Annotated in this window: 6 protein-coding genes; all 6 read right to left on the bottom strand. The window is 50.0% G+C overall.

Annotation, left to right across the window (positions count from 1 at the left end; all coding sequences use genetic code 11):
• Positions 1-136: 136 nt before the first annotated feature.
• Entirely contained in the window at positions 137-2,671 is a 2,535-nt protein-coding gene (locus G459_RS0100760) for a phosphoenolpyruvate carboxylase (protein ID WP_026965914.1), read from the bottom strand.
• A gap of 151 nt (positions 2,672-2,822) precedes the next feature.
• On the bottom strand, positions 2,823-4,967 hold the full coding sequence (locus G459_RS29335) for an eCIS core domain-containing protein (protein ID WP_084454311.1): 2,145 nt from the start codon (positions 4,965-4,967) through the stop codon (positions 2,823-2,825).
• 108 nt (positions 4,968-5,075) lie between these two features.
• On the bottom strand, positions 5,076-7,412 hold the full coding sequence (locus tag G459_RS0100750) for a glycoside hydrolase family 18 protein (protein WP_035454815.1): 2,337 nt from the start codon (positions 7,410-7,412) through the stop codon (positions 5,076-5,078).
• A 2-nt stretch (positions 7,413-7,414) separates the two neighbouring features.
• On the bottom strand, positions 7,415-11,941 hold the full coding sequence (locus tag G459_RS28745) for a contractile injection system tape measure protein (protein ID WP_051315006.1): 4,527 nt from the start codon (positions 11,939-11,941) through the stop codon (positions 7,415-7,417).
• The gene (locus G459_RS0100740; protein WP_026965912.1) at positions 11,934-14,792 is read right to left on the bottom strand and encodes a hypothetical protein; all 2,859 of its coding nucleotides are present in this window, start codon (positions 14,790-14,792) and stop codon (positions 11,934-11,936) included. Before G459_RS0100740 ends, G459_RS28745 begins: the two co-directional genes overlap by 8 nt.
• Before the next feature lie 5 nt (positions 14,793-14,797).
• Positions 14,798-15,556 (bottom strand): hypothetical protein, encoded by a 759-nt coding sequence (locus tag G459_RS0100735; protein WP_051315005.1) that lies wholly within the window; start codon positions 15,554-15,556, stop codon positions 14,798-14,800.

Below are 15,556 nucleotides of genomic sequence, written 5' to 3'. Positions count from 1 at the left end.
GGAAAAACCGGCTGGCCTTTTTTACGCCGACAAACCCCCGTTTTCTTTCCGCAACACACAAACAAAAACTCTCCAAGTTTCCCTGGAGAGTTTTTGTTTTTCTGAAGCCTTATCAGCTCCTCAATTCAATAAGACGTCAAGCTGCATTTCTGGTAGCGTTGATGATGCCAAACATGGTTCGAAGGATCAGTCTGTCCAAGAGCTCTGTAGAGGCTCCTTTGTCCAGCCCAATCTGTATAGCGTACTGTTGGATCGTGATCAGCGGCAAGACGATCCGCTCACGGATTTCGATGGACGATTTGGAAACCGGATTATCTTCCAGCAATTCCTCCATGCCGGAGATTTTTTTCAGCATCTTCACCGAGCACTCATACTCCCTGAAGAGCAGCTTCCAAAACTCACTGTATTCGGGATTGTCTTTCAAATAGGCCGTTGCCGGGTAAAAACACTTATTCAACGATTGCATCGAATTGCCCAGCAAGGTCCGGAAGAATAGGCTGTCCTGGTACAATTGCTTTAGATCGTCCAACTTTCCTTCTTTTTCCAGCGCCGCAATAGCCGATCCCACTCCGTAAAATCCCGGAATGTTTTGCTTCATCTGCGCCCATGATCCCACGAAAGGGATTGCTCTCAAGTCTTCGAATTTCAAGCCTGAATCGCCTCCTCTTTTCAAAGGTCTCGAACCGATATTCGTCATTCCAAAAAACTTAAGCGGTGCGACGTGCTCCAGGTAAGGGACAAACTTTGGGTGGCTTTTCAAGTCCTTGTAGGTCTCATAGCCACTGTCGGCGAGCTCCTGAATCAAGGCTCTTTGTACCTCGTTAAGATTTTTCTCCGAGTCCGGATAGAGATGATTTTCGACCCCAGCGCTCAGCAACTGTTCAAAATTGTAGGTACAGGATGCCTGCTTTCCGTAGTTGGAAGAGATTGTCTGACCTTGGATCGTTACCTGGATTTCCGAATTTTCGACTTTTTGGCCCAAGGATGCATAGAAATTATGCAGATTCCCTCCGCCGCGAGCGACGGGGCCACCTCTTCCGTCGAAGAATACTACCTGAATGTCATTTTCTCTTGAAACACGGGTCAGTTCTTCTTTTGCAACCAAAATCGACCAGTTAGCCTTTAAGTATCCGCCGTCTTTGGTGCCGTCAGAAAAGCCCAGCATGATGCTTTGCTTTTTGCCTCGGCTATTTAGATGCGTTTTGTACTCGGGCATCTGATAAAGTTGGGTCATGATCTGTGGAGCCATCTGCAAGTCATCGATGGTCTCAAACAACGGAACGATGTCCAGCGGCAGCTCACCTGCCTTCACCCCCATCGTCAGTTTGGCCATCTGGTACACTTCGAGGAGATGCAATACCGACTGGCAGTTGGAGATGATGTAGCGATGCAGTCCCTCTTCGCCATTAGTTCGCTGCACCGACTTGACGGTCGCCATAGACTGGAGGATTTCTTTGTGAAAAGGCTCCTCAAAATGCTCCAATGACGGAAGCGCCTTGGTTTTCATGACCTTGTCAATCAACTCCGATTCAGTCCCAGTATACTCCTTGCCTTGAATGCTGAATACCTCCTCCCACAACCCATCGTGCTTGCGGCTGTCCTGACGCAGGTCCATGTGTGCAAAGTGGAATCCGAAAATCCGGACTTTCAGTATAAATCGGTCGAGCAAGTCGAGAAACAGGCCATCGTGATAGGTGACCAGCGCCTCGCGGGCATCGAGAAGGATGGCAAGCAAGTCATCCTTGGACGCATAGATTTGTTTATTTTCAAACAGCGTGTAATAAATTCCCCGCTCAGCCTTGGCGATGTGCTCCTCCACATGCTTGAAGGTTAGTCGCTTTCTGAGCTTTTTTAAATCTCTGTAATAGCAGCGCATTAGCCACTTCTTCAGTCGATCTGCCACCTGGATGGTCGTCTCGTGAGTGACAAAGGGATTGCCGTCACGGTCACCTCCCGGCCAGAAGCCAACTCTCAGGATCGAAGGATTTTCCCAAGTATGCAGGGGCTGACCCAGCCCGTTGAGGAGCCTAATAATTATATCGGGGATGCTATGGTAGAACACATTTTCCAGGTACCAGATTAGGCTGATGGCCTCGTCAAAAGGAGTTGGTTTTTCCCGGTTGATAAAGCCGGTCTTGCCAAGCTGCTGAAGCAAAAGATTGATACTTTCCAGATCATCCGTCCGGATGGCATTTTCTAAGTCGGTGATGATACCCAGGACACTGCCTGGATAGAACTGAGTCGGGTGTGCCGTGAGAGTCAGACGAACCGAAAAGGTTTTTAACTTCTCAATCAGCGCTTCTTTTTTCCGGTCATTTTCAACTCTGTTGATCAATGCTTTGATGGATCCCTTCCCTGATATGTCGTTGATCTTCTCAAATGCGGCGTCTTCGATCGAGTCAAACAGCACGACCTGACGCTCCACGTATTGGATCATTTCGAAAAGAAAATCGAAGCGTTTCTTTTCACTTTCCCCGGGCATCATTTCCTCAAAAAACCCATCAATGATCTCACGCGGAGATTTGCCTGAGGCATAGCCGCGCTCGCAGGCCTTGCCCAAAAAGGGCAACAGCGTCCCTGTGACGTAGATGTCGTCAAACGGCAGGTCTAAAAAAAGGCTGTTGTAGATGGTGAATCGCTTGGCGACTTGCGTGTCGTAGATAGGGTGCATTCCGGGTCAAATTTAATAGGTCAGGCAAATTAGTAAATTTTCCATTTTATCAACCGAAAATTCAAAATACTACAAGCAATTGTCTGACTTTTTTACAATTTGACAGATTTTATTCCACTTTTTGGTGAAAAAGGAAAACCACTCTTGTTAATTAACTTGCAGTATGCTTCGTGGTTTCCAGCTCTTCTCCAATCTGTTCCATAATGGTAATGGTTTTGCCCAAGCTGGTCAAATCGTCCGGCTGGAGATCTTTGATGGCATTGTAGAAGACCTGGGTGAGCGGCCTCCTGCCGTCCCCTTTGATCTTCTTCTTCAGGTTCCGCTTTTCGAGCGCAAGCCTCGCCTTTTCGACGCCCAGTTCTGCAAGTTTGGAGGAATTGTCTATCTGCTTTCCGCCGTATTCTTCGGTTCCTTTCTGGGTTCGGGTTTTGGACAGCGCCTTGTCGACAGTTACGTCTTGTTGCAAGGATCCGGTCAGTCTGCCTATCTTGCTGTCGTTTGAAGTGATCTCGCTCTCGGTCTTGACCAGATCTTCTTCCGGTTTAGTCAATTGCGATTTGATCGCAGTCAGTTTCTGGCTGGCAGTTTTACTTCCAACAAGCTTTTTCCCCACTTCTGTGACACCATCCGGCTTGAATGCAAATATGCCGCTGGTATGCGTGTACCAAGACCGGTTACAAACAGCCAAGAGCGCCGTGACCAGCTCGGCTTGTTTTTGTCCGATTTTAGGATCGACCTGCTTGGAAATCCCCAAAAGACCCTCAACGAACTCTACGCCTCCCTTCACCAATTTATCGATTCCTATCCCGAGATTGGACAACAAGGATGTCGTGCCGTTACGGACCACATTGGCTACTTTTAGATTTTGATAGGCAATCGAACAGGTGTCAACGGCCTTAGCCATCTGTTCTTTGTCTCCGGTAAACCGGCCCGGATTGTTGATCATGCCGCTTGGCCCCTGTAGTCTCACGTCCAACGCGTCGGAAAGGGCTTCCAATTCTTCCTGATATCTACTTTCGTTCTTGGTTTTCCCGATGGTCTCCTTCAAAAAAGCAAACTCCAACCTGGCAACTTTGTAGGGAACCTGCTGTTCTTCAAACTTGGATAAAAACTCCCGTTCGTTTTTGAATTCGCCGACTTTAACACCCACGTCTGCCCCCAGCTCCTCCGCTAAATCTCTTACGCCCGATCCAAACTCTTCGATTTTTTTCTTGATTTTACCGTACCCTTTGTAGGTTTCATAGAGTGTCTCCAGATCTTGGGAGGTAATATCGGATTCAAATTTCGCTCCTTTGCCCTTTGGTTTTTCTGGTTCTTCATGCTTTACTTTTTCCTTTTCCTGCTCGCCTGAGCCTCCGCCGAAAAGGCCAGAAAAGAAGCTTCCACTCTCTTTAAGCATATCCACTTTTTCTTCAGGCTCCAGTGTCGCCCACCATCTCTTCAATCCTTCCTTGACGACTTTCTCTTTGAGTGATGGTCCCTCCTTCTCTCCGCTGCCCAACAGTGCGCCTTTTGCTTTCTCCACCCCTTGCTTTCCCAGATCCTTGCCTTTCTCACCATAGGTCTTTTCGTAATCTTCCCCCTGCGCGGTCAAAACGCCCAATATCGCCAAGACGCGTTTTACCAGCGCGTCCATCCTGCTGTCGGTCATCCGGTTGTTCTCGGCTTCTTCTTCAGGCTCCCGCTGCACTATTCTTGATCTCACGTTCATTTTCTGGACGCTCCCTCCGGTTCCCTTCATTTGCAACGCCTTAGCCCCCATCACATCCGCTTCATTTTCCAATCCCGCATCGTCGTTGATATTGAGTGTTCCCTTCAGCTGCCGGGTAGCCTTGACCCGCCCCTGCTTCTGCTGGACTACGTGCCATGCTTCATGGGGAAGGTGTTGTTCCTGGCCCGGCGCGACGTGTATGTCTGTCCCTTGGGCATAGGCATGGGCTTGAAGTTGGGACGGTTTGCTTGAATTGTAGTGGACATTGACATCATCCAGACTGTACCCTGACAGGTTTTCGACGCCGGATTTGAGCTGGTCAGGCAGGCCGGTGTTGTTTTCGACTCGCTGGAAGGGGGCGGCAAACGGATTCTGGACGAATGACGTCGTCACTGGAGACTCTACGGATTTTAGCTGCAATTCCTCCTTGTCCACAGCTTTCATCTGGACTTCCTCCTCCTCCATCCCTTTCATCTGAAGTTCCTCTTCGGACACCGTGCGTTGGACCGCTTCGTTTCCCTGTTTGGAATTAGCCAAGGCAGCAAACTGACGCTGAGCAACATTCTCCGTCCTGGTATCCTTCATTTGAACCGATGAATTTTGCCCCTTTCCTGAGCCCGTTTCTTGCTTTTTGGAAGTTTCGGGCAAGTTTGATTTTGAAAAATTTCCCATAGTGAAAAGTATTTAAGTGTTTTAAGGCAAATCCCGATGGGCGAATTTCTTCGCCATTCTTAGTCTATTGATCGCCAGTCCAGCTGCGATACCCAATGCGAAAATCAGGATCAGCACCCAGATCGTCACTTCACTGCTACCCGCGCCGATGAATCCGACCTGCGTATTAAAAAACAGGGAGAAAAACAGCGCAACCAGAGCCAAAAGGCCCAATCCAATGCAAATTCCTGTGAATACCCCGCGCAAGGACCAATCATCCCCATGCTTCCTGATCCCCAGAAGCAGGATCACAAAACCCAAAACGGTCAAGCCGAGCAGGACGAGTGTCGCTATCCCGTTGACTTCCGCGTACCGATTCCAGCGGCCGACCATACACACACAATCCTGATAAGAATCGATCGAATAATATTCTGTGGTGTCGTATCTGACAAAGTCACTGCGATTCTGCCAAAAACTGGCGACATCATAGGCTTTTGCCAGGCGATACAGGCTGTCACGGTCAGGATAGGTGTCGAAGTAGCAATAGTCAGCTTCCGGCTTCTTGTTGGGATCTCCGATGTAGATGTCGTTCAGCCCGGCCCACTGGATATCCTGCATATAGGTCCAGAGGTATTCCTTCAGTGTCAGCCTCTGGGAACTGTCAGCCACCAGTTTTTTGGAGCTGACTACAACCGAATCTTCCCTGATCAATGTGGCGCCCAGCGCATCCCAAAGCTCAGTATAGCCATCGTCATCACCCAAGCCCCAAATAGCAACCCCTCCGGTCGAGTTATCCAGCCCCCATTTATATTTTTCCACCAGACTTTTGGCGTCGTCATACCACACCTGTCTAAGATTGGCCAAAGTCCCGTAATTGAGATACGCCGCCACCTGCTCGGGGTCGTAGCCCAGCACCGCCCCATCGGGTAGTCCGATGGTCGACACCAGCGTCTGCTGAATCGTCTTATAATCCAGTACCGTCCCAAAACCCGTCGCTCTGCTGCCCGGCACGAAGTCCGGCATCGGCCAGGAAATCCCCTGATAACCGACCGTCATGACGAGTTTTCCGACAGGTACCTTGCCGTTGGAGTAAAAGGCCATCGTCCCCTCTATCGATCCGCGGGAATTGAGCTGATCCGGGTACAGGGGACTCTGGACAAAGGGAATCCGGGTCTCGGTGATGTTCAGATTTTGGGTTTGAACCAGATAGAAGTCAACCAACGAATTCAAAACCGCAAACTCATAGACATTGGCTTGCGCCAAAGATCTTCTGTTGGCAATCGATGGAATGCTGATCGTCAGCACAAGGCTCTGCCCATCATCTGTCAACTCGGTTTTTAGCCGTTTGACAAATGCGGAGAATTTCTTGGAGTCTTTGGCTTGAATATCTCCAAAGTAAATGTTGATTCCCTGCAATTTATAGGATGAGATCAGCTCCTTGATCCGTGAGAGAAATTGCTCCTGTGCAGCATCTTGATTCAAAAAAGTACTGACCACCGCGGTCGAGTTACTGTAGACCGAAAGGGAAACTGTCTTGCCATAGCCCTGGTTTTTCTCCAAAATCCCGCCGTCAAGCAATCCCGCCAGAGTCTTTGGATTGTTTTCTTTCCCGCTGGCGGCCAGCTCAAACCCGTACAGCACCAGATCAGTGAGGTAGTTGAGGTTGTAGTTTTGATATCGGTCTTTGGCAGACGCCAGATGCCATCCGAAAATCCGCGTTTGGGCACTCAGACATTTCTGGTAGTCTACTTGCAGGGTGTCGCCAAGAGTCGCCTGAAAGACAGGAACTTCCTCCGATCCACAGGAAAACTGGATTTGCCGCAAGGCTGTCAGCTTCGCGACCAGCTCCTTTCGGGCGGCGACATTCTCTGCCTTGGAGTCGTCCAGCAATCCCTGAAGAACATTCCCAAGCTGGACCTGAATGGAGTCCACCAGCAGCCTGGGTGCTTTGGTGTTCAGATCCAAGATCGCCTGATCGATCTCATCCTGGAGGCGGACGGTCGTATCCTGAGTCGCGGCCAGACTTGCTGTCAGGCTGATCAAGTCATTGACGATGGCGTCGACGGTTGCAGAATCGATGCTCATGTCCCCTTCCTTCGCCAGCTTTCTTATCAGTGTGACCATCCGCTCTCGCTCGCGTTTGATCTTGTTCTCGTGAAAGCGTATCGGCTGGATGATCTTATTGATCAGGCCATTTCTGGCGCTGTCACCGAAGTTGATCGTATCCTTCACTACGATCTGAGATGGCGGCACCTTGCCCACTTGAGCGTAGGACGCAAGCGAAGTCAAAAGGGCGAGCCCGAAAACCAAGATCACCCGGGCCGTTTGGCGCAGGATTATTTTGGCTTTTCTCGCCGAAAAATTTAAAGTTCGATTCATATCTATCGCCATTTGACTTCTAGTGATTTTTCCATCCAGGGCAGCTTGACCACTGAGATGTTCCAGGATATGGAGTCCAACAAGACGTCCACACCTGTCTTTGGCACTCTCAGGATGTTACTCGCTGCGCCAAACTCAAGGGTGCCCTGTCGCTGGAGAAAGGTCTCCCTGATCGCATCCACGGAAGCATTTTTCATCTTTTCCCAATTGCCCTTCATCCCATGCAGAAGACTCACCACCATGTCTTTTTCCTCCTGGCTCAATTCCCCCGCCTCCAGATGCTGGCTGGTCTTCATCCCGATCAGCACCTTGTTTAAGACCAGCTCATACTCGGGAAAATCGGTGTGACCAAAGACCAAGTATTGTAATAGCATTACAGCCTTGGACTGTGACTCGACCGGAATCACGCCCCCCTGGCTAAGCTTGAGTCTCGAAAACAGCACCGACAGAAAAGGCCAGCATAGAACCAGTCCCGCATTTCCGATCTTGACCAGATCACCCGTGGTGGGTTCCAAGATTTCCTTTTTAGACCGCTCGGGAAAGAGCTGTTTGATTTCATCCCTGACCTGTGGCTCACATTGCTTCGCAAACTCTTTGTTGCCAAGCAACCGATGAAAAACAACTTTCCAGTTCACACCGGCTTGGGATCGGGAAAGATGCCTGAGAAAATGTCCCAGAAAAGCTTCAGAAAAGCTGTTTCGTTTGCTGACATAAAAGTCTAAGGCAAATCTCAACACCCAAAGCTTCCACTTGCCCGGACTGAGATTCCCAAAATGCAGGAATCGGCTCCAGGACAGCAGCGCTTCCAATTGCCCCTGAATGCGTGGATCGTATCCAAACCAGCTCCTAACCACCTCACCTTCGACGGAGGAGTTGATCTGCTTTTTAATCCAACGCTCCAATTTAGAGCCTGACAGCGTCTGTGGATCGAGGGAATATATCGAATCAAAAAACTCCTGGTCGTCCGCGAGCCTTGTTTCGATTTGACCCCGGTTTTCCAGTTCGGCTAGATTACGTCGACCTTCCAGGATCAGGGAGGCAAAATGCCTCTTATACTTACTGGACGACAAGCGCCGGAGCAGTTTTTTCAATTGCTTCGCATCAAAATCCTGGATCAGTTTCGCCGCATTTCCGTCAGTCAGGGCTGAAACCAACAAGAATGCCTCACTCTTTTCTACATGCTCGATGGAGAAAAGCAGGACGGAGAGTAGTTTGATCTTGGACTTGATGGGCGTCCACCATGGCAGAAAACCCTCTTCTTTCCAATACCCAACCACGGACGAAAGTCGCTCGGTGTTGACCGAATACGAATATCGGCGTGGCTCACGGAGGTAACTGGTTTGAACGAATCGGCGAAGCATCTGTCTCGTGCTGCTCTCAAGGCGGCTGGACTGGATGAGCGTTTGCCAATCCATCATTTCTGGGCGAAATGCAGACCGGTTACTTTTTAGCGCTTTTAGGAAGATCGCCCAAAAAGAACCTGCCGATCCGCTCTGTCCAAAATTCCCCGCCAGTTGGTACTGGTATGCGCTGATCAGGACTGTTTTTCTCCACAGTTGAAGCACAGATTTTTTTGCAAAAAAACCTGAAGGAAGCGTCAGCAAGACGGTGATTTCGCCTGAAAGGGCATCTGTTACCGGCACGATTTTCTGCAAAGTCTCCTTCGCATGACCCTTGTCCAACTTCGAAGAGTCGCTCAGCAGACGAACGTCAATCCATCGCCTCGATGGAATGCTTTTCCCTCGCGAAATCTCCTCAACAAAGTCAAAGATATCCTTCGTCCCCTCTGTGGTTGGATAGACCACGCATTCCGGCATTTTGAATTCAGTGGGCTTTTTATGCCGCAACCAAGTCGTAAAAATCCTCCAGTTGCCCGGCGTTGTATGTTGGTAAACTTGAACCAAGATCGTCGGCAGTTGATGCCTATTTCTTCTCAAAAACTGAAGAAGCAGCTCGGGCTTGGACCGTGAAAAGACAAGAATCCGACGGATACTTTCCTGCAATTCCGTTTTGCGGGACGTCCGGGAAGTGTCTGAAAACACGGCTTTCGCCAGTCTTGCGAGATCCTGACGGATGACCTCCTCAGCTTTAGACTCAAGCTCAGAAGTGCTTGTCTGCAACATCTTTTGCAGCTCAGCCAAATTATCCAGATTCATGCCCTGCGAGACCTCTTTTTCGGTCAGTTTCACTAACCCTGTTTGCAGCTTTTTGAGCAAAGAATCCTGCCCAAGCAACCGCACCATCTGATCGAATGCTACTCCAAACGCTGCCGGACGTAGTCGTGACATATACTGCGGATTAAGGCTTTTGAGAACAGCGGTTAATTTTCTACTGGGAAGTCTCAGCAGACCAATCTGCTGAAGAAAAGCCGTCTTTGCCCCGGCGATCCGAGCAATAACTGAAGCGCTGAAACGACCTGCAGCATTCGTTGCGACCAGCTCGATCAAGACAGATTTCTCCGAATTGAGGAGTTTTTGAAGTTCACGGATGCGGTTGCTGGCTTTGGGCGACACACTGGACATGCGCATGACGGCAGCCAGATACCTTTCCACAGCGTGAATAAGAATCAATGACTTTTCCGCCTTTCCTGAGCGGTTTTCGTGAGAAACTTCCTCCAAAAACCGCTTCCAGATCTCTCGATCCAAATACCCGCTAGTTGCAAGATCTGAGCCCAAGACTTTCTTCAAATACTCATTCCAAGCAAGTAGTCGAAGCGTCATCGGCCCGGCAAACTTCTGGACGTAATCCCGCATTTCCCCTTCACTCACCTGATCAAACAAGCCTTCCCAGCGCTTCTGAAGGTCAAAATCACCCAGCCGCGAGCTATTTCGGATCAAATTCAGCAACACGGGATTTTGGGATTTGATCAATCGGGCAATTGTGCCCTGTAGGTCGGACTTACTGAGCTCTCTAAATGAACTCGGCAGAGATCCTGAACTGAGATAGGCCGCCAGAGCCCACTCGGATAAACTCGCCATTTCATTCGAGAAACCTTTTGGCCAGTCCTCGCCAGCGATGGAATCGTCGTTTATGGGACTTGAAGGGTTAGCAGTTACAGAAATGACATCCCTGTACTTTTGGTCAGAGAATCCAGCCGACTCGCCCTTTACCTTCACATTCAGGTATTTCTTGGCACGGATCAGAGTCAACGAAGCCTGGAAGACTCCGGCACCCAGTCCCATCGCGAGAAGCTCCCTGGTGATCTCAGTCGTAGATCCAAAGTGGGCAAATCCGTGGCGGGCGACGGTGGAAAACCAACTCTCCAAGTCAAAAAGAAGGTATTCGCCCTTAGATGATCCCTGCTGTGCCAAATCAAACAAATCCTTCACCGTCGCCTCCTGATCCGTCACGCCGGATTTGGCGCGTCGCGAGTGCCACGCCAGATAGGTGTAAGTAAGCTCCAGCCATTCTCTCTTTGCATCACCGCCCATTAGACTGATCAGTTGAGTCAGCCCCTGCTTGGACAGCGATTTCCAAAATCCAGGAAAGCGGCTGGACAACTCACAAAACAACATTCCGGTGTTCGCCCACTCTTGGATATAGCGGGTGATGGCATCATCTTCGGTCGGATGATTCAGCCATCCAATGACATCCCGGGCAGAGGTTGCGAAGTCCGAATACTCGTCCTGAACCTCGATGTTGTTTTTCTCCCCAACCCAAATAATAGCTTCCTTAAAATCCCGAAACAGTTGATTTTCAATCGTGTTTTGATGAAGAATCTCTGTGATTTGTCTCAGAAATTCCAAAAAGTCCAGGTTGTAATGCGCCGCGATTGACTTGAGCAGACTGTCAGAAAAACTTAGCCGGTTGAATTTCGGGCCGACATTATGGATTACAAAAGTCAGGATAAACAGGTTGAGGGCATGCTGCATGTTTTCTGCTGAATCCGTCAGTTGTCTTTCCCGCCGGTGAAGATCAAGGTAGGACTCCCGATATCCCATGATCCACTCCGCATCCCCCGGCACCAATACTTCGATCAACTGATCAAAGTAAGGGGCCTTCAGAAACGCAATACGCTTTCGGGCAGATTCACTTTTCAATGACACTTCTCTGACCAGCTCTCCGATTCCAGTGGAGCGGGAGGCAATCAGAAAATCCAGAAGGGAATACAAATTCAGCGTTGAGTCGGCCCATGCCGGAAAGTACCCTTGCAGAAAAAATGCTTTCAAAGCTAACAGACTGAAGTCTTGCCGCTGAGAAACGCCGGTGCTGAGAACATATCCCGGCTCGCCGAGGATTCGCTCGCGGATCTCCCGCTTCAAAGCCTCCACCAACAGCGGTCTGATTTTCTCCCCCAAATCCTCCGAAATATCTTCCTCAGACAAACTCCCCAAGTCTATCTCCAGCCTGTCAAATTCCAAGCTTAGCCCGCCGAATGCTACTTCAGCAAACGATTTCTCCAGCTCGGGCAGGACGTCATGCGCCATCAGTTGCTGAAGCTTGGTGTTGCAGCGAGAGGCCTGCGGGCGTGTGGAGTAGGCAAATGAAAATACCAGATCATCCACTTGATGTGAGTGCCGATTATCCATTTTCTTCGCCGGTCAGGTTATTCAAAAACTCGTAGAGGCGGTAGGTGCTGTCCGACAGCTGTTTTTGGGATGCGTGGCCACGATGGTCCAGCCAATCCCGATGGAGAGACTCAAACGATTCGCACTTGCGCAGATCCAGCCAATGCACTCCCACTTGCATGTGGGCAGGCACCCGATCCCGTACTTCGTTGGTCAGGAAATACCGAAAATGGCTCTCCTGAAACCGTGCAGGCCAATCCGGCAAAATCAGGGATGCCTTAAGATCGAAGAAATCTTCTCTGACCTCCCGCCTGTCTTCCAGTCTTCGAAGAAAAACGACCGAACGCTGGCGAAAAACTCCACGCTCATGAAGCGAGCCCATCAACCGGAGCCCCTCCAACTCATACAGCGCAAGAAGACCGGAAAGCTCACGGTCTCCCGCCATTAGCCGGGCAAGGCTGGCGGTGGACTCGATGACAACGTCAAGATCCAGATGATCACAGTCTGCAAAAGTCCCGAGCACCTCTCCCTCCGGGCCGTGCAAGCTCAGGGCTTTTCCGCCCTTCCGGTACGCCCGGCCATCTGACGCGGCCCTGTAGAACTTCGTCAAAAGTGCCTTTCGCTCGGATTCAGCCGCTTTCCAGGGAGACTTAAAGGTGGGATTTCCCCACTCATCCAGCAGGACAAATCCATATTCCGACCCTTCCAACATCGGTCTCATCAGGATATGATCTACCAAAATCATCCCTTCCGACGAGGTATTCATCGCTCTGAAATATTGGATGTTTTTTGCGATCGCGCTCAGCGCATCCTCTTCATGTGTCCCATCCCAAATGCTCACCCAGTTGGATTCGGATTTTTGAAAAAGCACTTCGAGCGTCCCTACACGGGACGGCTCAAGCGAGATCCAATAGGAATCCGGATCTACGGCTCGGGCATAGAGATCCCGAATGCCTATTTTCCCAAAAGAAGACTCCGGTCTCGAGACATTGGCGATCTGGGGAAAGCTCCGTTCTCGCTTGGTCAGCGGTCTGAATTTTTCGGTTAATTCCGCATAAGTCGTTTGTGATTTTAGGAAACTAGCGCTCGATTCGACCTGTTGCCCCGATACATTTTTGGGTAAAAATTTGGGAATCACGGACGCTGGATTTCTCTCTATTCCAATCAGGAGACAAAGCGTCTTTTCCAGTGTGGAGATGGATTCTCCCTCCTCTTCCATGGAAAAATGTGCCCGGTGCTTTCCATAATTCAACTCTGGAACGAGCCTTAGAAAGCGCGATTTATAGAGGAGAAGCGAGGCCAGCATCTCCTCCTCATTTCCAAGCAGGTTCATCTTCAATGCCAGCTGAAACGGCAACTCCTGCACACTCTCACCGAATCGGGCCAACAGGTGGTCCAAGATCCTGTTTTTTCGCCTCAGCCAGGACATCCTGGACTCTCCCGTTTGGGAATTGACTCCAGACTGACCAAATCCCGAAGGCAATTTCGCCCGGATTTCCAGGTCGTCGGCACCGATCCTGGATTCCAGATCCTGTGAAAAGTAAGTGCCCGTCTCCCGCGACACGTCCTGATCAAAGAAGTCAGGAAGATGGGCCAGCTGCGCCAAAAAGTTCGCCAGGTGCTTTTCCATCAGCAGAAGATAGCCTTTCAACTGTCGGACTTTAGCCTGCCTTTCGATAGGTTCGTGGGAAGAAATCCCCTCAGGTCTCAGCCCATAGATGCCCGGAAAATGATGCTGTATCGACACGTACTTACCGGGATTCCTAAAGCGGCCTTTTAGACTCTCTTTTTCAAAATTTTCGCGGAACAAATCCTCCTGATAGACCCGGTAGTTTTTGGACCAGAGATCCAAGAGCATGTCCTCTACCCGCGGCTTGTTTAGGCGCTGGGGGTTCCCTTTTACAAATATCCCGAGCGTCGAATAGATACTATCGGGATCTTTCGGGTCGGTATTGATGGATGCATAGCTGTGGTTGGGCAGACCGAATGATTTGGATCTTCCATCCTTGTCAATGGCGAGGTTCCAGCATTTTTTGACACCGGGCACGTTGGAGATCAGCAGCAAAAACTTCTCTGTATACAGGGTCTTGCTTCGCTCCTTAAGCTCTGAGTCTGGGATAAATCCGCGGGTCAACCTCGGTCCTGAGAAGATCGTCTCCGGTCTCAAGCCTTCATTTTGAAGCTCTTCCAGATTGGTATAGGCCACCGGATGATAGAGGTACACTTCCAGCGCAAACAGGATCTCGGCCATCACCAGATCGGGGTCTGCCTCCTCGGAAATCTCGACACTTGCCTGCAAAAAAATGAAATGGGGAGTGAGCAGCCGAGGCCTGTCAAAATCTTCCCCGAGGTTTCGGTTTGTCGTTAGAAAGTGATGAAGTTTCGTCAAAAAGGACTTGGCCAAGTCTTGCTTTTTCCTCAATTGCTTCTGAAAAGCCAAAGTCGGTAAGACTTCCAACTGATAGACTCCGTTGATCCCGTCCTCTGTCGCGGCTGGATACACGGTTTCCAGCCAGCAGTTTTGGATCTCCGGAAAGGAATCGATGAGCAGTTTTCTGAAGTCAGCCACTGCAAAGGGATGTGAACTAAACACCAGCGCGGGTGAGTAAAAGGAATTCTTTTCCCAATTAATCCTTCCGTCGGATTGCTCGACCAGGAGATCCTCTATGGGGAAGGAAGCCCTATAGCCGAGCTCGGTCAGTCCGTAGCAAAACTGCTCGAGAATCGTCACCCCGGGGTCATGGGAATTGTAATCCGTCCAGATGTCACCGCTGAGGCCCTGGACATATTCCAATCCTTTATCCATCAGAATCTTGAAGTCCTGCGAGGCCTGAAGTTTCTTATCCTTTCGAATGGAGCCGGTTTTTGCCATATCGATCAGAATTCAGCCAAAAAATCATCGTCCCACAACTTCCCGATCTGGAAAGTAATCTTGGCGTCGCCCCCGTAGTTGCTTCCTGTCCGGATCTGAAGGCGATAGTTGAACGTATCCCCTACCCAGCGGCAATTAATCCTATTCCACCAGAACCCGAAATGCGCGCTGGTCTTGTTGACTGTAGGTTTGGAATTCCCAAACGTACTCAAAGCCGTGGCGTGCAAAAGCGCGTATTTTCCTTTCTGTTTGCGCCCCGCATGTGCCATGATTTCAAAGCCCTGACATCCCGTGAGGTTGGTGAGAACGTCATGCCAATCACCGTCTGCAGGGACTTGTCCCTTCTTAAAAACTCCCACTCTGCCCGTCGAGGCGATCAGTCCAGCCACCTCCAGTTTTTGGGAGGGTCGGTCCGTACCGATTCCGACGTTTCCGCTCTTCTTCTGAAAAAAAATCGTCGGATGTTTCTCGCCTTTTTGCCTTAAAATCATGCCCTGGGTCTCGCCCTGGCCGTTGACTAAGACCCAGCTGGCCTTTTTGTCTTTCAACGAATCATAGAAACTGAGTAAAACCTCCTCATCGCCGGCGGGAAAAATCATCAGCCCGTCTTCGTCATTTTTATTGATCCCGTCATCCACTTTGTTGAACATGGAATCGATGAGGATTGCAAAATGAACTTCAGAGGGAAGCATTCCACTTCTGAAATACTTCTTGAGCTGTTCGCGGTCGTTGATTACAATACTATTTTCTGTGATATCTGCCAT

It is taken from the genome of Algoriphagus terrigena DSM 22685 (genome assembly GCF_000429445.1).
Taxonomy (GTDB): domain Bacteria; phylum Bacteroidota; class Bacteroidia; order Cytophagales; family Cyclobacteriaceae; genus Algoriphagus; species Algoriphagus terrigena.
The sequence above is the reverse complement of the archived record's forward strand: the minus strand, read 5'-3'. Positions and strand labels throughout refer to the sequence as shown.